This window comes from Serratia sp. JSRIV004 (assembly GCF_019968705.1).
GTDB lineage: Bacteria > Pseudomonadota > Gammaproteobacteria > Enterobacterales > Enterobacteriaceae > Chania > Chania fonticola_B.
This window is the reverse complement of sequence record NZ_CP074140.1, coordinates 1,469,679-1,489,270: the sequence shown is the minus strand read 5'-3', so window position 1 is coordinate 1,489,270 and position 19,592 is coordinate 1,469,679. Positions and strand designations below refer to the sequence as shown.

Here is a 19,592-nt window from a genome sequence, read left to right as displayed (position 1 = left end):
GTGCATACAGGCAAAACCTGACCTCCGGGATCGCTCCTGGGCGTCGGGTTTTTTCGTTTTCAGCGGGCCGGGAATAGCCATGAAAATCGCTAAAATACTCAATAATAACGTAGTGATTACGCTGAATGACCATCAGGAAGAAACGGTGGTTATGGGGCGTGGCATTGGCTTTCAAAAGAAAGCCGGGGAAAGTGTGGATGAAAGCCTGATCGAAAAGGTGTTCACCCTCAACAGTGGCGAAATGAGCGAACGCTACAAAGAACTGCTGGCGGAGATCCCGCTGGCGTGTGTCACCACTGCCGACAAAATCATCACCCTCGCCCGCGAGCAGCTGCCGGGGAAACTGCATAACATTGTCTACATCACGTTGACCGACCATATCCATTTTGCGCTGCAACGCCACGCGCAAGGGTTGGATATCAAGAACGCGCTGCTGTGGGAGATCAAAAAACTCTATCCAAACGAGTTTGCCATCGGGCTTGAGGCGCTGACCATCATCGCCCAGCGTCTGGAAACCACGCTGCCGGAAGACGAGGCCGGATTTATTGCCTTGCACCTGGTCAACGCGCAGCTCAATGACGAAATGCACAACACCCTGCATATCACCCGCGTGATGCAGGAGATCCTCAATATCGTCAAATACCATTTCCGTTTTGACTACAACGAGGAGTCGCTCAGCTACCATCGCTTTGTCACCCACCTGAAATTCTTTGCCCAGCGCCTGTTAGGCAAGAATTACGTCAACAGCGAGGACGATTCGCTGTATCAGGTGGTGAAGGAGAAATACCGCGAGTCATTCGCCTGTGCCGGCAAGATCAACCAGCACATCGAGAAGAGCTACCAGCACCAGTTGACCAGCGAAGAAATGCTGTTTCTGACCATCCATATCGAGCGGGTACGCAGCGAAAGCGAAAAGAATTACACGCCGAAGGAGTGAAGCTGGGGATCACAACGGGCACTGCATGCAGTGCCCCTACGAAGGTATGTTACACCTGAGGCCAGAGCCAGGCGGCACCGCGCACACCGCTCGAATCACCGTGAATTGCCTTACGGATTGGCGTTTCGCACTCGCCGCCAAATACCCAAGGTTTTACCAGTGACGGCACCGTTTGATACAGCCGTTCCACGTTGCTCATCCCGCCTCCCAGGACAATCATATCGGGATCAAAGAGATTGATCACGTGCGCCAGAGACTTTGCCAGCCGCATTTCGTAACGCTGAATAGCCAACTCTGCCACCGCATCCTGTTGTGCAGCCAGCGCCATAATTTCGTGACCTTTTCGCGCCTGACCACTCAGCCGCGCATAGTCGGTGGCGAAACCGGTCCCGGAGATAAAGGTTTCAATACAGCCTGGCTTACCACAGTAACAGGGCACCTCGGAGCGAAAACGCAGTTCATCCTCATCCAGCCACGGCAACGGGTTGTGTCCCCACTCGCCGGAAATGCCGTTGCCCCCGGCATGCACCTGGCCGTTTATCGCAACTCCAGCCCCACAGCCGGTGCCAATGATCACCGCAAACACGGTTTTTTTTCCGGCAGCGGCCCCATCCGTGGCTTCCGATACCGCCAGACAGTTGGCATCGTTGGCTAGCCGCACTTCGCGCTGCAGCATGGCAGAAAGATCTTTATCCATCGGCTGGCCATTCAGCCAGGTAGAGTTGGCGTTTTTTACCAGGCCGGTAAAGGGCGACAACGTGCCTGGGATCCCCACGCCCACCGAGCCTTGCTGGCCTGTTTTTTCCTCCGCCAGTGTCACCAGCCCGCAGATAGCCTCCAACGTCAGCTGATAATCATGACGAGGGGTGGCAATGCGATGACGGAACAGTTCTGCCCCATCGTTAGCCAACGCAATCACTTCAATTTTGGTGCCACCCAGATCGATACCAATACGCACAATTTCTCTCCCCAATTCAGCACGACAACAAACTTGCCGCCCAGTGTAGCGCATAGCCCGGCTCACGCCACGCTCACCGAATGTGACACCAATGGCAATTCCCCTATCTGGCTGTATGAAACGCGGCAGCGGACGCAAATCAACGGGAATGAGGCGATTTTTCAGCGTCAATTCGTTATTATGCCGCCCTGCTTTTGATGAATCTGCGTGCCAAATGCACGCCCAGCCTGGGATAACATTATGCTGTGGTTTAAGAATTTGATGGTTTACCGTTTGAGCCGCGACGTTGCGCTAACTGCGGATGAAATGGAAAAACAGCTCAGCGCCTTTGCCTTCACCCCGTGTGGCAGCCAGGACATGGCGAAAACCGGCTGGGTTTCCCCGATGGGCTCTCACAGCGACGCACTGACGCACGCGGTTAACGGCCAGATCATGATTTGCGCCCGTAAAGAAGAGAAGATCCTGCCCTCTCCGGTACTGAAACAAGAGCTGCAGGCCAAGATCGAAAAGCTGGAAGGCGAACAGCATCGCAAGCTGAAAAAAACCGAGAAAGACTCCCTGAAAGATGAAGTGCTGCATAGCCTGCTGCCACGCGCCTTCAGCCGCTTCAACCAGACCTATATGTGGATCGATACCGTTAACGATCTGATTATGGTCGATGCCGCCAGCGCCAAGCGCGCCGAAGATATGCTGGCGCTGCTGCGTAAGAGCCTGGGTTCTCTGCCGGTAGTACCTTTGACCATGGAAAGCCCGATCGAGCTGACGCTGACCGAATGGGTCCGCTCCGGCGAACTGCCAGCCGGCTTTATCATTCAGGATGAGGCCGAACTGAAAGCCATTCTGGAAGAAGGCGGGGTGATCCGCTGTAAGAAACAGAACCTGATCAGCGACGAGATTGCCGTGCATATCGAAGCGGGCAAGCTAGTGACCAAGTTGGCGGTAGATTGGCAGGAACGCATTCAACTGGTGCTGGCCGACGACGGCTCACTCAAGCGCCTGAAGTTTGCCGATACCCTGCGCGATCAGAACGATGATATCGATCGTGAAGATTTTGCCCAGCGTTTCGACGCCGACTTCATTCTGATGACCAGCGAACTGGCGGCCTTGATCAGCAATACCATCGAAGCCTTGGGTGGCGAAGCACAGCGCTAATAAACAAAAGGGGCGCAACGTTGCGCCCTCTGGGGAATGCCGGGGAAAATCTTCATCCCCGGCCAAACAACACTGATTACTTACTCAGATAACGACACAGGTAGGCCGTCGCATCGGCAACCTGAACGTTGAATTCACTCTGCGCAGGCACAAAGAACTTCTCGCCTGGCGTAAACACCTGCCAATCCGGTGCGCCCGGTAACAGCACTTTCAATGCCCCGGTGATCACCGTCATCTCTTCCGGCTGTGCGGTACCGAAGGTGTATTCACCCTCTTCCATCACCCCGACGCTGGTACGACCGATGCTGCTACTATCGTAACCGATAGACTTCACTTTCCCGGCAAAATACTCGTTCACTTTCAGCATAGACTGGCACCTGCGTAATCATCTTTGAGGGATCTCCATATTGGGGGATGAAACCGGGTCTGTCACTGGTTTTTGATGCGAAATGCGATCGTTACGCATGGCAAAACATGAGCGGGATCAAACAATGGGTTCGGCGGCCAACGTTCGGCGTTCTATTGCTCATTCCATCTGGCGGACATCACGGTTATTTCCGCTGTTGAAAATGGCTCAGGCTGCCATAAAGCGCCAGCAGACGGTCATATTCAGCAGGATCGTAGAAACTGCAGGTACCACGCCCAAACTCTTTGGCCACTTCCACGGCAAACTTCACCGCCAGCGCGATATCCACCTCATGGCTGGCACCGGTGCCACAGCCCGGCACTACCGACTCAGTACAGATTGCCACACCTACTACTGGCGATGCCGTAGCAGTTGAGGGTTGCAGGATACTGTTGAGGTGATGAACGTCATTACCATAGGGCGTAATGTCCTGCATGGTGATCGGGAAGGTCACTGCCGGGCGGCCACTGGTCATTTCCATGATACGCAAAAGGTCTTCCGACACCCGCAGGATGTAGCCCTGTTTCACCGTCGGTGATAGTGCATAGCCCTTGTGGTTGATAATACGATTGCCCTTGGTGGTATCGATCGACAAAATGGCATCGGCTTGCGGCACCACTTCGTTATCATTCATCGTGACGTCATCGATGGGCGAATCCATAAAATCGACCGGATCGTGTGGGCGAGTGGGTGCGTTCGGGCAAATATGCGTAGTGATAACCACGTCACCAGGCAAAACGTCACCTTTGCGCTGCATTTCTGCCAGCTTTAGCGCACTGGCGATCGCCGCAATCGCCCCATCACCGTCTGACACCAATCCTATACGCGTGGGGCGAGCTCCAATGCCGCCCAACCGGCCAATAATTCCCAAGGTTGGCGCATCACCACCGGATTGCTTGCCTGCACTGCCAGGGATCTCGATGCGGACAAAATCCGTGGTGCCCTTTTCACCGCTGACACGATGAGTGCTGGCCTTGACCGACGGGTAGTGGGCAAACAGATCGACCACGTCCTGCCCTTTGACATAGGCATTATCAATCAGCTCAAAGACCTGCAGCGTTTGTTGCAAACTCATGTTAATCCCTCGCAAATGTTGCCTGATAGGTTTATGCCTCCCGCAATTGCAGGCACGGCGTTACTTTCCCTTGCTGGAAAAGATCGAATTGAAGAAGTTGTATAGCGCATCACCGGCAATAAACCCGGCAGCCATGATCTCCATCGGCACGCGGCCTTTATCCCCCCAGCGTTTGATGATCAGAATGCGCAACGCGATACCGGCAAGCACTGCCCATCCTGCCAAGGCATTATTAATCAGCAAACCTGTCGCAAGCAGCACGCCGAGCTGGCGTTTAGGCCCGCCAATAAACTGCACTATCGCGCCTGGTATGGCCCAAATCAGCAGGCTGGACGCAATACCGGGCTGGGCTCCTGCCTCAATGGTTTTGGCGTATACCCGGGCCACCGGTGGGATCAACTCCTGCAGGAAATAGCTGGTGTAAGAGAGATAAACCACGGGAATGGCGATCACAAAAGCAATCATGGCGGCAATCAGTTGAATACGCCGCCCCAGCAGTTCCTGCTGTAAATCCTTACCGTAACCCCGCAGGATAAAACCGGCTTTCAGGTCAAACCCCATATCGGCAAACGCCGGCCCGGTCGCTGCGGTAAAACCGGTCAGAATGCACAGCGCCAGAGGAGGGAAACCAAGCATGATCCCCACGATCAGCGTGATCAACGCCACCGCAAACGCCGGAAACCAGCCGGAGTGCATCGCCGCAATGCCGACGATCAGTTCATGTACAAAGGCAGCAAACGCGGCATAGATAACAAACAGCACCAGCATGGTCAGCGACATTTCGCTGTATAGCCCGCCCCCCAAAGCCAGCATCCCGGCAATCACGACATATCCGACAGCCCCCAGCCCCAAGGCCTTGCGTACTTCGCTGTCAGGTTGGGTATAGGTAGAGGTCGAACTTTGATTTTTGTTGCGGATCACCTGCACCACCTGGATCAATGCCACCAGCCCGGCACCGACCATCACGCCATGCGGAATATAGTGCGCATTGATGTCGACACCGGTCAGCGGCTGACCATAGGCACGCAACAGCAGGCCAACACCGAACATGCTCAGCGCCCAGATATTGCCAATAAATGCGGTACCGAAGGCCGCCATAGGGATCTTCAACATGGAGCCTGCAATCCCCACAACAACGCCGACAACCAGTAACCAGGCCTGTTTACCACCACGGTCACCGGCCTTGATAGCCTCCGCCGCCGCGACTCCCGGGGGCCAGGCATTGGCCGCTGGGAACACTTTAGTGTCAAACATCCGGTACAGCAGGTAAGCATCTAGCAGCATCGCCGCCGCTACGCCGCAAAACATCGGCAGGATCAATTGCGGTTGTCCCATGACATAAGGCACGGCAATCGGCATCAGCAGGCTATTGGCCGCCCCGAAGGTGGCTGAGGAAATTACCGTTTGGGCCAGATTCTGAGTGTGTATCGAACGATAGCGTTGGAACATGCGCAGCGGGATCCGGGCCAGCAGCATGGCGATCAGCGCACCAATAATCGAAGTATTAGGCGTCACGCCCAAAGTGGTGATCAACTGTACGCCAATTATCGCCCCGACGACGGATAACAGCACCATCACCAGTAACGTACCGATATCTTTCAATGGATTACTAGTTATATCTGGTTTCATAAATCCACCCTGTGAATATCCCTGCTAAATGGCAAAAATAATATTTCGGACACAGATTGCCGATAGAGTTCCATTATTCGAAACTCTACGCGGTGAAATAAATTATTTAGTGCTTGCCTTGGCCGCATTAATGGTAGAACGACTCTCTCTACCATTAACTCATCAGCGAGATGCCCTGGTGTTGGCGCGCTAATCAAGCCGGTTTACGGTGATCTATTTGATCTGTTGCCAATAGTCATCACCGAGTTTTTCTGCCAGTTGCCGGGAAACCGTCATTAATGCCTCAAGCACCTGGGGAGAATAAGGCTGCTCCTCGGTCTGGGAGGGGAAAGAGAGACATAACCCCACCGTCTCACTACGGTGTTTATTCCTCACCGAGGTTGCTAACGAACTGATACCCGGCAGCGTTTCGTTACGGGCCAATGACCAGCCCTGCTGCCGGATGGTTGCCAGCTTTTGCAGCAACGCCTCCAGCGTTTTGGGAGAGTTTGCCGAGGAGACTTCGTAGCCGGTTGCGAAACGCTCACGCACCTGCTCATCACTTTCCCGCGCCAGTATCGCGCGCCCCACAGAGGTTTCTGCCGCTGGCGAACTGGCCCCCACCGGTGTCACCACCTGTAAGAAATGGCGGCCAGGCAGCGTACGCATCACCCAATTCTCCCGCCCCTCCAACACCGATATATAGCCGGTACAGAAGGTTAACTGATTAAGCTGCATCATCGCCGCCGTGGCACTTTCCACCAGCGGAGTGGAAAGATAATGGCTGGCCACCCCAAGCAGCAGATAGCCAATATGATACTGACGGCTTTGCGGATCCCGCTCTAACAGCCCCTGGCTTTCCATCGTTTGTAGCAGGCGTGATACGGTGCTTTTTGGCAGCCTCAACCTTTCGACGACATCAGTAAAAGAAATTCCTCCTTGGCCATGCGTTATCTGCCGTTGAGAAAACAGTTTTAATACCGCGGCAGCATTTTCCAAGGTCGTCATAATTTGCCTTGTTCCACTATATGGAACTCAGTTCCCAGTCGATATTTAGAAACCTAAAACCCACACCTCTTATCGTCAAGAAGTTTATTTTTATTACACGGTGAAATCACAGCGAATGATGCTTTAATATTGAAAATACTGCACAGATCGCCAAGTTATTTTTCGAGTGAGTTGGTTTATATCCGTCTTACAGCGTTAATATCAGCATAAGATACCAATATTCACCCAGTCATCAGTGCGGGGGATGCCGCTATTAAAAGATTGCGCAAGAAATAAATCGCGAGAAGTCTCGAACAGAATGATGAGGATGGACCCAAAGGCGGGGAAAAACCGGTCATGGATAGCACAACGCTGTAGAAAAAATGAAGCCGGTTTATACCGGCCACTTGTTGTTACACCGCTGGCTATTCGCCCAGGCTTTCATCTTCGTAACGCCGCTTGGCGTCTAACGCTTCCCGCTCGGTTTCGTGCTCGCTGATCAGCGTATCAGGTTTGGGGTGATCGGCCCGTAGCTCATACCAACGAACCTGCTTGCCCACTTCGCCCTTGTCTACGGCCTTGATACGCGCCGTTCTCGGGTAGGGAGGTTTACTCGGCATAGTGCTCTCCAATGTGATGACCTGCGGTTAAGTATAGACAACCACACGGAAATGCCAGTTATCGGCGCGACCCCAAATCCCGATCCTGGTGTTCACCGGCCAGCAACTGCGTCAATTCAACACAGGACTGGATCTGGCCATCACGCACGGTGAAATGAGCCAACACCCTGATCTGGCTCTGGCTGCCATCACGTTTTTCAATATTCACCCAATGATGGGTGAAGACATTTTCCCCATCAGCGGCGATGGCGAGGATCTGAAGCTGCATGCTGCAGGTGATCTGTTTAAGCAAGGCCATATGCTGGATAAACTGCGGGTAATCTAGCGTATGACCATCCACCGTCTGGTGATAGTGGCGGCTGAACAGATTGGCAATCAGCTCGGGCTGGTGTTCAGGGTTAGCTACAATTTGCTGTAAAGCCGTAAGGACAAGGGTTTGGTGGATCATGCTGTTTTCTCCGGTGTGATAACGCCCGAAGAGCATAAAGGCAATCAGCAATGGCATAATAACCGTATCAAGCTATTCAATAACGCTAATCGGCCAATCTGATGAAACTGCACAGCGAACGTTTGTTGCACGCTAAAAAACACCTGACACCCTGGCATCAGCATCAACAGGGGCAGGTCTATCTGTTAAGCCACGGCATGATGATGTTGGAAACCGCGGGGCGGCAGTGGGCAATGACCGCCGGTAACCTTGGCTGGCTGCCGCCCCACTGTCCTCATCAGGCACTGGCCTGCGGCAAAGTGATCGGCTGGATCCTCTATTTACCCGAGAGCTGCTGCAATACACTGGCGGCAACGCCACGCTTGGCCGCTGCCAACGCCTTAAGCTCGGCGCTGGTTGAACGCATTGCACAGTTTTCCGCGCCGCTTGAGATGGCGCAACAGCGTTTGGTGCAGGTTCTGCTTGATGAGATGCGAAGCGAGGAGGCCGAGCCGCTGCAATTACCGCTGCCGCAAGATGCCCGGTTGCTGAAGATTGCCTATGGCTTATTGAACGATCCCGCCAATGTTCGTCAACAGAGTGAATGGGCTGCATGGGCGGGCTTAAGCCCCCGCACCCTTAGCCGACGCTTTATGCAGGAAACCGGCATGAGTTTTTCCCGCTGGCGTCAGCAAGCCAGAGTGATCCGTTCGTTGGAGGCGCTATCGGCCGGTATGCCCGTTGCTAACGTCGCCAACGAATGTGGCTATGATAACGTCAGCGCCTATATTGCCGCCTTCCGTCAGCGATTTGGCATAACGCCAGGGCTCTATTTTACTTAGCGGCATAAGGATAAGCGGGAGCAGCATGCGGCCCCCACACAGCACATAGCGAGTTGCTTGGGATTGGTCAGTGGGATCATGGCACAAGATGTGGCCTGGGAAAGTTACTTCACCGCCTCGCCTTGCAACACCGCCAAGATTTGCTCGACTACCTGCTGGGGATTAGCGGTGCCATCCATAACATGGTGCGCGGCCTCCTGATAGAGAGCCTCACGCACCGCCAGCACTTCCAGCATTTCTTCGGCGATGGGACGGCCAGTGAGCGTTGGGCGCTGCCCCTCTTCCGGAAACTCTGCCAGCCGTTGCGCCAATACGCTGGCTGGGGCACGCAGGTAGATCACCGTGCCATGCTGGCGCATAAAACGCCGGTTCTCTTCGGCCAGGATCGCCCCGCCGCCAGTGGCAACTATGGTTGACGGTTGGGTCACCGCTTGCAGGGTCTGGGTCTCGCGCTGACGAAAACCCTGCCAACCCACCTGTGCGACCATTTCCGCTACGTTCATTTGCGTGGTTTGCTGCATAAACAGATCGGTATCGATAAACCGATAGCCCAGCGCCTGCGCCAATGCACTGCCGACCGTGGTTTTACCTGCTCCACGAGCTCCTACCATAAAAATGGCTTGTGTCATTACGGGTTGTCCCTTTTGCGGTGACTGAATGCATTAGATTGCCTGCGAACCTGCCCGCAGGTCGATCGAGCGTTGGCGTTGTAACTGCATCATACCGCCCTGAATCTGTATTTCAATCTTTACGATAGTGTAAATTCCATAGCACAGCGGCTATTGGCAGCAAACCCATGCTTTACCTCCTGCGCCAGAAGATGCTGTAGATACGCATCCAACCGTGCAACAGGAATGGTGCGAAAGCCAAGGCGCTGGTAATAAGGTGCATTCCATGCCACTTGCACGAAAGTCGTTAGCGTTAACCGTTGGATGCCTTGGTGCAAGGCCAGCCCGGCAATCTCTTCGACTAGGCGCTTGCCCACGCCTTGCCGCTGCCAATCGGCCGCGACCGAAAGCTCGGCGATATGCCAGCTGTGCGCAAAAGGCTGAACCGCGATAAAACCGGCGATCTGCTCAGTTGGGCTAGCCATCACCCACTCCCGCTGCTGAGCAATAAAATCGACGTGCTGCTGCGGGCTCATCACCTCGCCTTCGGCAATAAACTGTAACTCTGGCTGCTGGCGAAACAGCTGGGCGGCGGAACGTTCAACCGCGACCAACTGCGGGATATCCTGCGGTTGTGCCAAGCGTAGCTTCAGGTTCATGTCTGGCTCCTGGTTAGCGGCCGGCTATTTAAACAGATTTTGCCGCAGGCAGAAATCACCAATAGCGCCATATGATAATGACTCTCATTTAAATATTCAATCAACAGCGAAGATACAGCATCCTCTTCCCTGAACAACCTCAGCAGATAAAAAGCCAAAAGCAGTCGCCACACGGCGGCCTTGCAGGCTAAATTGGTATCTCAACACCGGGGGATAAATATGGCTCAACAGATTGTTACGCTGACAGACTACCCACACTTTGCCGATGTCTGTGCCGCTTGGGCATTCGGCCAATGGGGTTCACAACGAGGTGGCACGTTAGAACGTACCCGCCAACGCTTTGCTTTGTGCAGCAAACCCAGCGAGGACTTCCTGACGCTGCTGCTGATTGATGGCGAACGCCCACTGGGGATGGCCAGCCTGTGGCCAAGTGACGACCATCATCGCATGGATCTCTCCCCCTGGTTAGCCGGTGTCTTCGTGCACCCAGATCATCGGCGGCAGGGTATTGCCCAGCGCCTGGAGCAGGCGATCGTCAGCGCGGCGCAACAACGCGGCCATCCCGTTCTGCATCTGATCACCGATCACAGCGAGGCGTTGTACGCCGGTTGGGGCTGGCAGACTATTGAGTGCCGCCAGCAATATGGCGACGAAGTGGTGGTGATGGAAAAGCGGCTGTGATCGTTAATCAAATGCAACGGGGCATCATAAAATAAAAACCCAAAAGGCTGCGATAATAATCAATCAATAAACCAGGTTAGATTTATTGGTCAGATTATTATCCGCAGCCGTCTATTATATTGGCCAACCTAATTGGCCACTCAGCTATTTATCGTTGATTAATTAGCGATAAACTTCCGCAGTACCGCGCCAAGCGCTGGAATCCCCTGGATTATCCAGGCCAATGATTCGATAGTGAGATCCGCCGTCTGCAGTCGCTTTTTGTTTCAGCGCATGGATAGCGTCATCCGGTGAACCGCTGATACCGGAAACTGACACCACGCCGATGCTCTGCATGCTGTTGGCTTGAGCGCTATCAACCTGTTTGGCGCCCATGGTAGCGGCCATGGTGGAGAATGAAGCGGTGGCGATCAGTGCTGCTGCGATGCATGGTAATAGTTTCATGATTGACTCCGTTATTTTCATTTGAACTCGTTCTCAGTGAGGTTAATTATGAGTTAACCATTGAAAACAGACGTCATCCAATGTAAAGAAGCTCAATCATTGTGAGCAAAATAAGGAGAAAGTGAGAGTGGGTATTTCCTGATAGCGCATAACTTTATTTATAGCGCAAATTTTACGCTCTATTTGAAAAAATTAATAATTATATTTAGTCAACTGAGGTAACCCGGTTTATTTTAAAGCAATTTTCCTTCTCCCTACCCCTGCTTAACGGATAATTGGGCCAAACCTGGCCCAATTATCCGGCAGACATTCCTCTATCGACTTGCTACACCCGCTCAGCGCAATGGCTCTGGCAGGGTTAACACCCACAGTTCGCTTAAGGACTCTGGCTGTGCCAATGGCCGCAATTCAATCGTCGTGTTTACCGGTTTACCTGCCAAACTCAGCTTCCCTTGCTGTTCCAGCTGATAATCGCCAATCTTCTTCCCTTCAGGCTCGGCGTCGACCAGCTTGGCCTGCAAACCAAAATCATTGTCGTTAATCACCGCCAGTGTGCGGTTATCGATCAGCGCCAATCCTTCCACCTTCTCCTGCTGCCAACCCAGTTTACGCAGATCGGCCACTTCACGTTTCTGGGCCAGCTTCACTCCGCGCTTGGCTAATTCGCTGGAATCAGCAAATTCCAACGCCTTACCCTGGCCGTCGAACGACGTCAGATCGCTGGCCTGGCTGAGATCAACCAGATAGATCTTGTTCATCATCTGTTTGTCTTTGTCACTGCCCTGTTCGATCAGCAGGATGTGTTGATTATCGACCGCCACGATATCGCCAATCTTGGCATCTTTGGCTTTCTGGTAACGGGTGATATCGATCGGATAACCATACATGGCCGTTTTGCCACTGGCAGGGTCAAAGCTGACCAAACGGGTAAACTGCGCCTGGTTTTTGCTCTTGCCATCGATATCCAGCGTGCTCTGCACCGCGGCCAGGATCCGCCCATCCGGCAACCGGGTTACGCCTTCAAAACCCCGGTTCGGTTGACGCCATTTAATGATGTTAGGCAGACCGCTGGCAACCGCCTGCTCACCCGCTAACGGCGTTGGGCCATATTTCGCCAGGATCTTACCCTGGCCATCGATATGGATCAGGAAGGGGCCATATTCATCACACAGCCAATAGCCTCCCTTGCCGTCTGGCGTGATCCCTTCGGTATCCAACCCGCGTTTGTCACTCGGCAGCGGCTTGAGCGTATCCGTCAATGCCACTTCATTCGTTGAGCCAATCAGGTTGCCAGGCAACGGCAAGCCGCTAATAGGGCCTTTATCATCGTGCAGAGAACGGGCTTGGGTGGCTACGGCCTTACCGCCACCAATACGGATTTCCATCAATAAGGGAACAAAAGCCGGATTGGCAAAAATCTTGGCTTCCTGTTTGCCGACTGCTGGTGCATCGGCGTTCGGGCCACGATCGGTCACGGTGGTCAGCAGTAGATCCCCTCCTTCCTGGCCATTAAATACCAGCCCGGAACCAATCCCTACCGGTAGCCCATTGGGAAACTGGCTGGCAAAAGCGCCGGAATAGCCCACGCGATCGCCATCAGGAAAGCTGACGTTGTAACGAGCAACGCCAATATCGGCAGCATGGGACAACAGCGGTAATACAGAGGCCAACAACACGCCAAGCGGTTTGATTCTCATAGCATTAACTCTTTGTAAGGGAAAGTAACAGCCTGAGAGCCTAACCATCGACAGTGACACTTTCATGACAGCAGGATCTAAATGAGCGGATAACAAATAGAAATAAACAATCAGCCCATCATTATTGAGTGATAAAAACAAATTGAAAAATAAGAATTAACCAACGAGATAAATAAAACAGATGATTAATCCTATAAGAAATAAGAAAATTACCTACCGCTAAGATAAAAAAACAGCAAAAGGAGGATAATTTCTTAAAATAATCGCTTTCGCATAGACAAAATAAAAAGATAGGGCTTTAATACCGGCCGTCATCGAAGGTGTGCGCGAAAATTTATGCTTTAGACCACTACAATATTAAAAAGGTGCTCTATAGTTTTAGTGCTAACGCCCGTTAGTTTTTTCCCCAGCAGGATGGAGTCTATGTCAAAGCGACTTTTTGCCGAATTTTTCGGTACTTTTTGGTTGGTGTTCGGTGGTTGTGGTAGCGCAGTGCTGGCCGCAGCGTTTCCTCAATTAGGTATTGGTTTTGCTGGTGTGGCTTTAGCGTTCGGCCTTACCGTGGTAACCATGGCCTACGCTGTCGGCCATATTTCTGGTGGGCACTTTAACCCAGCGGTCACAATGGGATTATTTGCAGGCGGCCGTTTCCCTGCCAAAGATGTTATTCCCTATGTGGTTGCTCAGGTCATTGGTGGTATTGCTGCCGCCGCGGTACTTTATTTAGTTGCCAGCGGAAAAGCCGAGTTTGATGCAACTGCCAGCGGTTTAGCCTCTAATGGCTACGGTGAGCATTCACCGGGTGGCTATTCTTTACAGGCCGCCATCGTTATTGAATTAGTACTGACCGCATTCTTCCTGATCGTTATCCATGGTGCGACCGATAAACGCGCACCGGCAGGCTTTGCGCCCTTGGCCATCGGCCTGGCGTTGACGCTGATCCACCTGATCAGTATTCCTGTTACCAATACCTCAGTTAACCCGGCACGTAGTACCGCCGTGGCAATCTTCCAGGGTACCTGGGCGTTGCAACAACTGTGGGTATTCTGGCTGGTACCGCTGATCGGCGGTGTTATCGGTGGTTTGATCTACCGTTGCCTGTTAGAAGACAAGAAGTAAGCGTGGATTTTCAGGGCAGCCCACAACGGCTGCCCTGAAATTTTAACCTTTCACCGCTTCAAACATCATGATGTCACTGGTAAATGTGCCGTCGGCCTGAATCGCAAAGTGTTGGCGAACATCTTCTGCTACCCCCTGCTGTAACGCACGGATCGCCGTGACAAAATGCTCAGGCGTCCGCATCCGCGCCACCCAACTGCTGAACTCCAGATCCAAACGATCGGTCGTGACTTCCCGCACCAACAACCCAGACTCGGTCAACATGCTTAGCCACTCACCTGGTGCATAGTTGCGCACGTGTGAAGTATCCCGCAGCACTTCGACCGTTTGCAGATAGATATCCAATAACGGATGCCCCGGGGAGACCACATCCATAAAGATGGCTCGCCCGCCTGGTTTCAATACCCGTTTAACTTCACGCAGTGCCCGACCCACATCGTGCCAATGGTGTGCCGAGTAGCGGCTGATCACCACGTCAAAGCTGGCATCATCAAAGGGTAACGACTCCGCTACGCCCTGCTGCAGCTGAATATTCTCCAATCCCTTTTCCTGCGCCGCGTTGCCAACCACCGTCAGCATCTGCGCCGACAGATCGTACGCCACCACCTGCCCGACATGGGCCGCAGCGGTAAAGCTGGCGTGCCCTGCCCCACACCCCAGATCGAGCAAGCGGGCCTCGGTACTCCCTGCCAACAGCTTGGCCAGGCGTTGCAGGTCTTTCCCTTGCGCATGTACCGCACTGGTCAGGTAGGCATTGGCCTGTTCGCCAAACTGGCGGTCGACCGCATTTTTATGGCTGTTGCTGATGCTCATAGCTGCTCCCATTATTATCTGGCTTACGCCGGTGCCGAGATGGCTGGTAATGACTATAATCAAGCAGCTATACGGGTACAATATGAGCAGTTATCCTAGTATAAACAGGTACCACCCTAATGGAATCAGACGCAATATCCAGCCAGAAAGCCCTAGGTGCCTTTTTGCGTGCGCACCGCGAGCGGATCACGCCAGAAATGCTGGGCCTGCCCACCGCAACACGCCGCCGCACCAGTGGTTTGCGCCGTGAAGAGCTGGCACAAATCAGCGGCATTAGCGCCACTTGGTATACCTGGATAGAACAGGGGCGCGAGGTGTCAATTTCCCCCTATACGCTGGCACGCATCGCCACGGCGTTACGGCTGGGCCATGCCGAGCGGCACTACCTGTTCACCCTGGCACATATCACCGATCCTGAAAAAGAACAGCCACAGGAGACGGTTAATGCCGCCGTGCTGCAAAGCGTGCATCAAATAACCGTGCCCTGTTATCTGCTCGATCTCACCTGGAATATGGTGGCCTGGAACCCACAGGCGGAGGAGTTGTTCTGCGATTGGCTTAAGCAGGCAAAAACCCCCAACCTGCTGCACTTCATGTTTTTTCACCCTCAGGCGAAGGTGCTGGTCAGTGACTGGGAAAATCGGGCTCGACGAGTGGTGGCCGAATTTCGTGCCGAAACCAGCCATCATCAGGGAACGGAAGAGATACGCGCCTTTGTGCGCAATATGACCCACAACAGCGAAGCTTTTCACCATTGGTGGAAGCAGCAGGACGTGATGGCCCGTGAAGGTGGTGAACGTACCTTCAGCCACCCACAGCAGGGGGAGCGGCATTTTCAGCAGGTCACGTTCTACCCGGCGGAGCACAGCGGGTTGAAGTTGGTTATGTTAATGCCGTTATGCTAGCCCGCTAAAAAATTATTGCGCCTGGCAAACGGCGTTAGCGGGTTTGGTCACTGTCAATCTTCGCCAGAACCTGGCGGTAGGCTTTGACTTTCTGACGTTTTTTCAGCCAGGTAGTGGTTGAAACAACAAAAATGGCACCGGACATGGCCAATACGCCGGTAGGATGACCATAAAACGCCATCAGAGCAAAGTAAGCGGCTGAAACAATTGCCACCCATTTCGCCGAATTGCCGACGGCATTTTTTTCTAGACTCAACCGACGGAGAGCTTCTTCTTCACTGATTCCCATACGCGCTCCTTGTGAAATTAACACTCCATTATATGTGGAGATCCCGCTGAATTTTCAATCGGTTTCTCAGTAAAGATGCGTAAATTTCAATACGTTGTTCGCAGCAGGAACGTTCGCGGTCGGGAAATTTGAGTATGACGCCCGGCACGGAGAGCATTTTCTGTACCGGGACATCAATTTTACAGATTGCTGCCTGAGGTAGTCAGCGGCATCGCGCCAAACTGACCGCTGTTGAAATCACGGAAAGCCTGTTGGATCTCCGCCTCGTTATTCATCACGAAGGGGCCGTAACCGACGATGGGCTCATCGATAGGCTCACCACTCAGCACCAGCAAGCTGACGTCACCATTTGCCTCAAGGGTGATGGAGTCGCCAGCGCGATCCAGCAGCACCATTTGCGTTTCCCGCACAATCTGCTCGCCGTTAACCAGAATCGCCCCATGCAGCATAACCACGGCCAGCGTATGCCCTTCTTCCACCTGCAAGGTGGTGGTATGCCCGGCGTTCAGCTTCATATCCCACACGTTGATCGGGCTGAAGGTACGCGCTGCGCCAGCATGACCGCCGTAGTTCCCGGCAATCACCCTGACCTGCCCGGCGTTATACGCCAGAGGCACGACAGGAATATCCTGGTTGAGCAAAGTCTGGTAACCCGGCGCCGCCATTTTGTCTTTGGCTGGCAGGTTGACCCAAAGTTGTACCATTTCTATGGTGCCCCCTTTCTGCGAAAAGTCTTTGGAATGAAACTCTTCGTGCAAGATGCCTGACGCTGCCGTCATCCACTGCACATCGCCAGGGCCGATCACCCCACCGCTGCCGGTGGAATCGCGATGCTCTACTTCGCCCTGATAGACAATGGTGACCGTTTCAAACCCGCGATGGGGATGCTGCCCCACGCCACGTCGGCCACTGTGCGAACGGAATTTGGTTGGCGCAGCGTGATCCAGCAGCAGGAACGGGCTCATCTCTGCGCCCAGCTCGTTATATGAGAACAGGGAATTCACCAGAAAACCGTTGCCGACCCAGTGAGCTTCCGGGCTGTTATAAACACCAAGGATCTTTTTCATCTTAAACTCCTGTTGCAGGCCTCGCGGCCTAACGTTGATGACAGAAGTTTAGTCCAAGGCGATTTGCCGCAGTAGTCGGCAAGATATACACTCAGTGTTCTATCAATAGAACGATAAGGGCACCGATGCAGACAGACCTGAACGATCTGTATTTCTTCGCCAGCGTGGTAGACCATCAGGGATTTGCCCCGGCAGGGCGTGCGCTGGGCATTCCCAAATCGAAGCTCAGCCGCCGCGTGGCGCAGTTGGAAGAACGGCTCGGCGTACGCCTGATCCAGCGTTCAACCCGGCGTTTCTCGGTGACCGATTTGGGGCAAAGCTATTATGTGCACTGCAAGGCGATGCTGGTTGAGGCCGAAGCGGCACAGCAGGCGATCGAACAAACCCGGGCGGAGCCTTGCGGCACGGTACGCATGTCTTGCCCGGTGGCGATGTTGCATACGCGTATCGGTAGCATGGTGGCCAGGTTTATGGCGGATTATCCACGGGTGACGGTACATCTGGAGGCGACCAACCGCCGGGTCGATGTGGTGGGTGAAGGGTTGGATCTGGCGGTTCGCGTCAGGCCACCGCCGTTAGAAGACAGCGACCTGGTATTGAAAATCCTGGCTCAGCGCAGCTGGTGCATCGCAGCCAGCCCGGCATTGGTACGCACCATCGGCGCTATCGATTCACCTGCTGGGTTACAGCACTACCCAACGCTCGATCTCGGCCCGGCGAGAACGCAGCATCAATGGCAACTCAGCGGCCCAGAGGGGCAAACGTTTCAGTGGGAGCATCAGCCCAGACTGGTCACCGACGATATGCTGATGCTGCGTACCGCGGCGATTGCTGGGGCCGGTATCGTTCAACTGCCGACCATGATGATGCACGACGAGATCCTGCGGGGCGATCTGGTGCAGCTGTTGCCCGGCTGGCAACCTCAGGGCGGCGTGATCCACATTGTCTATCCCTCACGCCGTGGCATGCTGCCAGCGGTACGGCTGCTGATAGATTTTCTGGCTCAGCAGTTTGCCACCCTGGAGGAAGCGTGATCAGGCGGTGATTTCGATCGCGTTGCCGTCTGGATCGCGAATGATGGCCTCATAAAAGCCATCACCGGTCCAGCGCGGTGCCGCCTGCAAAATCCCCTCTTGCTTGGCCCGCTGTGCCAGTTCATCCACCAACGCCTCGCTTCCGAGCGACAGTGCAATATGGGCCCAGCCAACGCGTTCCTCCCCTTTCCCCCCCGGCAACAGGCCAGGCACGCACATGATCTCCAGCGCGGGGCCATCCGCCAGTTGAACAAAACGCGAGGTAAAGCCTGGGCGATTCTTGCTCACATACTCCTCCCCTGCTACGCCATTGAAATAGCGCTGCCAGAAGCCGACCTGAGCCTCAATATCCTCTGTCCATAGGGCAACATGGGCGATTTTCATCCTCATTCTCCATCATCTGCGGAAATATACAGCACGCTACCGCCACTGAGAGTGACCTGCTGCTCGAGCTGCGCATGGCCGCCACGAGCAATCACCAGATAATCGACCTGGTTGGCGGGCATGAGCGTATAAGGCGCATAGGTATTGAACTTGTCGCGGGTACACAGCACCGCGACGTTGCCAGCGCGTGCCAGCATTTGCTTCTTGAACTGCGCCTCCTGATAGCGCAGCGCGGTAAAGCCACTGTCGGGATCGTAAGCACAAACGCCGGTGAAGGCGATGTCGAAACGAAACGCGGCAATCTCGGCCAATGCCTTGGCATCGACGCTGCCGCCGATTTCTGCATCTAGCTCACCGCCTATCAAAATAGTACGTATCCCAGGGCGTTCCAGCAGGCGGCTGGCCACGCTTAGCGCATTGGTCACCACGGTGAGTTGCCGATCGCGGGGCAGCAGATCGGCCAGATAAAGATAGGTACTGCCCGCATCAAGAAAGATCACCTGCCCGGTCTGGATCAGAGGCAAGGCTGCCTGGGCCAGCCGATGTTTTTCATCGCCACTAATCTCAACCCGCTCGGCCATATAGCCACCGGCAGGCGTGAGCGCCAACGCCCCACCATAGATCCGTTTGCACAGGTTTTGCGCCGCCAGTTGGCGCAGATCGCGGCGGATGGTGGCCTCGGTGGTATGCAGTTGCGCCGCCATTTCAATCGCCAGCACTCGCCCCTGCTGTTGCAAGGTGGCGAGAATGGCTTGGTGGCGCTCATTGGGCAGCAGTTTTGACATTCTGAAGGTCCGGCAAAGTAACAACGAGCATAAATGTATACAAACGAACACAAACGTACAATCGGTTTTCTATAAAAAGCGCTTTTGGCGATTTT

General features: G+C 54.0%; 23 protein-coding genes. 7 read left to right on the top strand and 16 right to left on the bottom strand.

Going from position 1 to position 19,592, the window contains the following annotated elements; translation table 11 throughout:
* Positions 1-79 precede the first annotated feature (79 nt).
* Positions 80-937 carry a BglG family transcription antiterminator LicT gene (gene licT / locus KGP21_RS06925; RefSeq protein WP_223537586.1) on the top strand — a complete coding sequence of 286 codons (858 nt, stop codon included), beginning with the start codon at positions 80-82 and terminating at the stop codon, positions 935-937.
* A gap of 49 nt (positions 938-986) precedes the next feature.
* Here the strand turns inward: licT and mak are convergent, their stop codons facing one another.
* Complete coding sequence (gene mak, locus KGP21_RS06920) at positions 987-1,895, bottom strand: fructokinase (RefSeq protein WP_037375267.1); 909 nt, start codon at positions 1,893-1,895, stop codon at positions 987-989.
* 240 nt (positions 1,896-2,135) lie between these two features.
* Here mak and rdgC point away from each other — a divergent pair, with 240 nt between their 5' ends.
* The gene (gene rdgC, locus KGP21_RS06915) at positions 2,136-3,047 is read left to right on the top strand and encodes a recombination-associated protein RdgC (RefSeq protein ID WP_021805520.1); all 912 of its coding nucleotides are present in this window, start codon (positions 2,136-2,138) and stop codon (positions 3,045-3,047) included.
* 76 nt (positions 3,048-3,123) lie between these two features.
* Here the strand turns inward: rdgC and ppnP are convergent, their stop codons facing one another.
* The 6 genes from ppnP to KGP21_RS06885 all read right to left on the bottom strand — a co-directional run bounded on the left by ppnP (position 3,124) and on the right by KGP21_RS06885 (position 8,191).
* A complete protein-coding gene (ppnP, locus tag KGP21_RS06910) occupies positions 3,124-3,414 on the bottom strand; it encodes a pyrimidine/purine nucleoside phosphorylase (RefSeq protein WP_021180225.1) in 291 nt (96 codons plus the stop codon).
* A 184-nt stretch (positions 3,415-3,598) separates the two neighbouring features.
* Complete coding sequence (locus KGP21_RS06905) at positions 3,599-4,528, bottom strand: DUF1177 domain-containing protein (RefSeq protein ID WP_115158598.1); 930 nt, start codon at positions 4,526-4,528, stop codon at positions 3,599-3,601.
* 60 nt (positions 4,529-4,588) lie between these two features.
* Positions 4,589-6,157 carry an OPT/YSL family transporter gene (locus KGP21_RS06900; protein WP_223537584.1) on the bottom strand — a complete coding sequence of 523 codons (1,569 nt, stop codon included), beginning with the start codon at positions 6,155-6,157 and terminating at the stop codon, positions 4,589-4,591.
* A 213-nt stretch (positions 6,158-6,370) separates the two neighbouring features.
* Entirely contained in the window at positions 6,371-7,144 is a 774-nt protein-coding gene (locus KGP21_RS06895) for an IclR family transcriptional regulator (protein ID WP_021805523.1), read from the bottom strand.
* Between the two features lie 404 nt (positions 7,145-7,548).
* Positions 7,549-7,743 (bottom strand): YaiA family protein, encoded by a 195-nt coding sequence (locus KGP21_RS06890; RefSeq protein ID WP_021180227.1) that lies wholly within the window; start codon positions 7,741-7,743, stop codon positions 7,549-7,551.
* 58 nt (positions 7,744-7,801) lie between these two features.
* The gene (locus tag KGP21_RS06885; protein WP_037375332.1) at positions 7,802-8,191 is read right to left on the bottom strand and encodes a nuclear transport factor 2 family protein; all 390 of its coding nucleotides are present in this window, start codon (positions 8,189-8,191) and stop codon (positions 7,802-7,804) included.
* Positions 8,192-8,289: 98 nt separating this feature from the next.
* Between KGP21_RS06885 and KGP21_RS06880 the strand changes: the two genes are divergently transcribed.
* Positions 8,290-9,012, top strand: a complete 723-nt coding sequence (locus KGP21_RS06880; RefSeq protein ID WP_223538508.1) for an AraC family transcriptional regulator — start codon at positions 8,290-8,292, stop codon at positions 9,010-9,012.
* 104 nt (positions 9,013-9,116) lie between these two features.
* On the opposite strand, the gene aroL is transcribed toward KGP21_RS06880, so the two are convergent.
* Both aroL and KGP21_RS06870 read right to left on the bottom strand, forming a co-directional pair.
* Positions 9,117-9,641 (bottom strand): shikimate kinase AroL, encoded by a 525-nt coding sequence (gene aroL, locus KGP21_RS06875; protein ID WP_021805524.1) that lies wholly within the window; start codon positions 9,639-9,641, stop codon positions 9,117-9,119.
* Positions 9,642-9,760: 119 nt separating this feature from the next.
* Positions 9,761-10,279, bottom strand: a complete 519-nt coding sequence (locus tag KGP21_RS06870; protein ID WP_021805525.1) for a GNAT family N-acetyltransferase — start codon at positions 10,277-10,279, stop codon at positions 9,761-9,763.
* A 219-nt stretch (positions 10,280-10,498) separates the two neighbouring features.
* Between KGP21_RS06870 and KGP21_RS06865 the strand changes: the two genes are divergently transcribed.
* A complete protein-coding gene (locus tag KGP21_RS06865) occupies positions 10,499-10,960 on the top strand; it encodes a GNAT family N-acetyltransferase (protein WP_223537582.1) in 462 nt (153 codons plus the stop codon).
* Between the two features lie 162 nt (positions 10,961-11,122).
* Here the strand turns inward: KGP21_RS06865 and KGP21_RS06860 are convergent, their stop codons facing one another.
* Both KGP21_RS06860 and KGP21_RS06855 read right to left on the bottom strand, forming a co-directional pair.
* A complete protein-coding gene (locus KGP21_RS06860; protein WP_094983238.1) occupies positions 11,123-11,404 on the bottom strand; it encodes a DUF1471 domain-containing protein in 282 nt (93 codons plus the stop codon).
* A gap of 335 nt (positions 11,405-11,739) precedes the next feature.
* On the bottom strand, positions 11,740-13,101 hold the full coding sequence (locus KGP21_RS06855) for an esterase-like activity of phytase family protein (RefSeq protein WP_223537579.1): 1,362 nt from the start codon (positions 13,099-13,101) through the stop codon (positions 11,740-11,742).
* A gap of 423 nt (positions 13,102-13,524) precedes the next feature.
* Between KGP21_RS06855 and aqpZ the strand changes: the two genes are divergently transcribed.
* Complete coding sequence (aqpZ, locus tag KGP21_RS06850) at positions 13,525-14,220, top strand: aquaporin Z (protein WP_094983236.1); 696 nt, start codon at positions 13,525-13,527, stop codon at positions 14,218-14,220.
* 42 nt (positions 14,221-14,262) lie between these two features.
* On the opposite strand, the gene KGP21_RS06845 is transcribed toward aqpZ, so the two are convergent.
* Positions 14,263-15,033 (bottom strand): class I SAM-dependent methyltransferase, encoded by a 771-nt coding sequence (locus tag KGP21_RS06845; RefSeq protein ID WP_209528309.1) that lies wholly within the window; start codon positions 15,031-15,033, stop codon positions 14,263-14,265.
* Between the two features lie 119 nt (positions 15,034-15,152).
* On the opposite strand from KGP21_RS06845, the gene KGP21_RS06840 reads away from it, so the two are divergent.
* Positions 15,153-15,938, top strand: a complete 786-nt coding sequence (locus KGP21_RS06840) for a helix-turn-helix transcriptional regulator (protein WP_094983235.1) — start codon at positions 15,153-15,155, stop codon at positions 15,936-15,938.
* Between the two features lie 34 nt (positions 15,939-15,972).
* Here the strand turns inward: KGP21_RS06840 and KGP21_RS06835 are convergent, their stop codons facing one another.
* Together KGP21_RS06835 and KGP21_RS06830 are read right to left on the bottom strand one after the other, a co-directional pair.
* Complete coding sequence (locus KGP21_RS06835; protein WP_021805531.1) at positions 15,973-16,227, bottom strand: hypothetical protein; 255 nt, start codon at positions 16,225-16,227, stop codon at positions 15,973-15,975.
* A gap of 179 nt (positions 16,228-16,406) precedes the next feature.
* On the bottom strand, positions 16,407-17,294 hold the full coding sequence (locus tag KGP21_RS06830; RefSeq protein WP_209523069.1) for a pirin family protein: 888 nt from the start codon (positions 17,292-17,294) through the stop codon (positions 16,407-16,409).
* 125 nt (positions 17,295-17,419) lie between these two features.
* On the opposite strand from KGP21_RS06830, the gene KGP21_RS06825 reads away from it, so the two are divergent.
* Positions 17,420-18,328: a LysR family transcriptional regulator gene (locus tag KGP21_RS06825; protein ID WP_094983233.1), complete on the top strand. Its 909-nt coding sequence runs from the start codon at positions 17,420-17,422 to the stop codon at positions 18,326-18,328.
* Here the strand turns inward: KGP21_RS06825 and KGP21_RS06820 are convergent, their stop codons facing one another.
* A complete protein-coding gene (locus tag KGP21_RS06820; RefSeq protein ID WP_223537578.1) occupies positions 18,329-18,712 on the bottom strand; it encodes a VOC family protein in 384 nt (127 codons plus the stop codon).
* 2 nt (positions 18,713-18,714) lie between these two features.
* On the bottom strand, positions 18,715-19,497 hold the full coding sequence (locus KGP21_RS06815) for a DeoR/GlpR family DNA-binding transcription regulator (protein ID WP_021180241.1): 783 nt from the start codon (positions 19,495-19,497) through the stop codon (positions 18,715-18,717).
* Between the last annotated feature and the right edge of the window lie 95 nt (positions 19,498-19,592).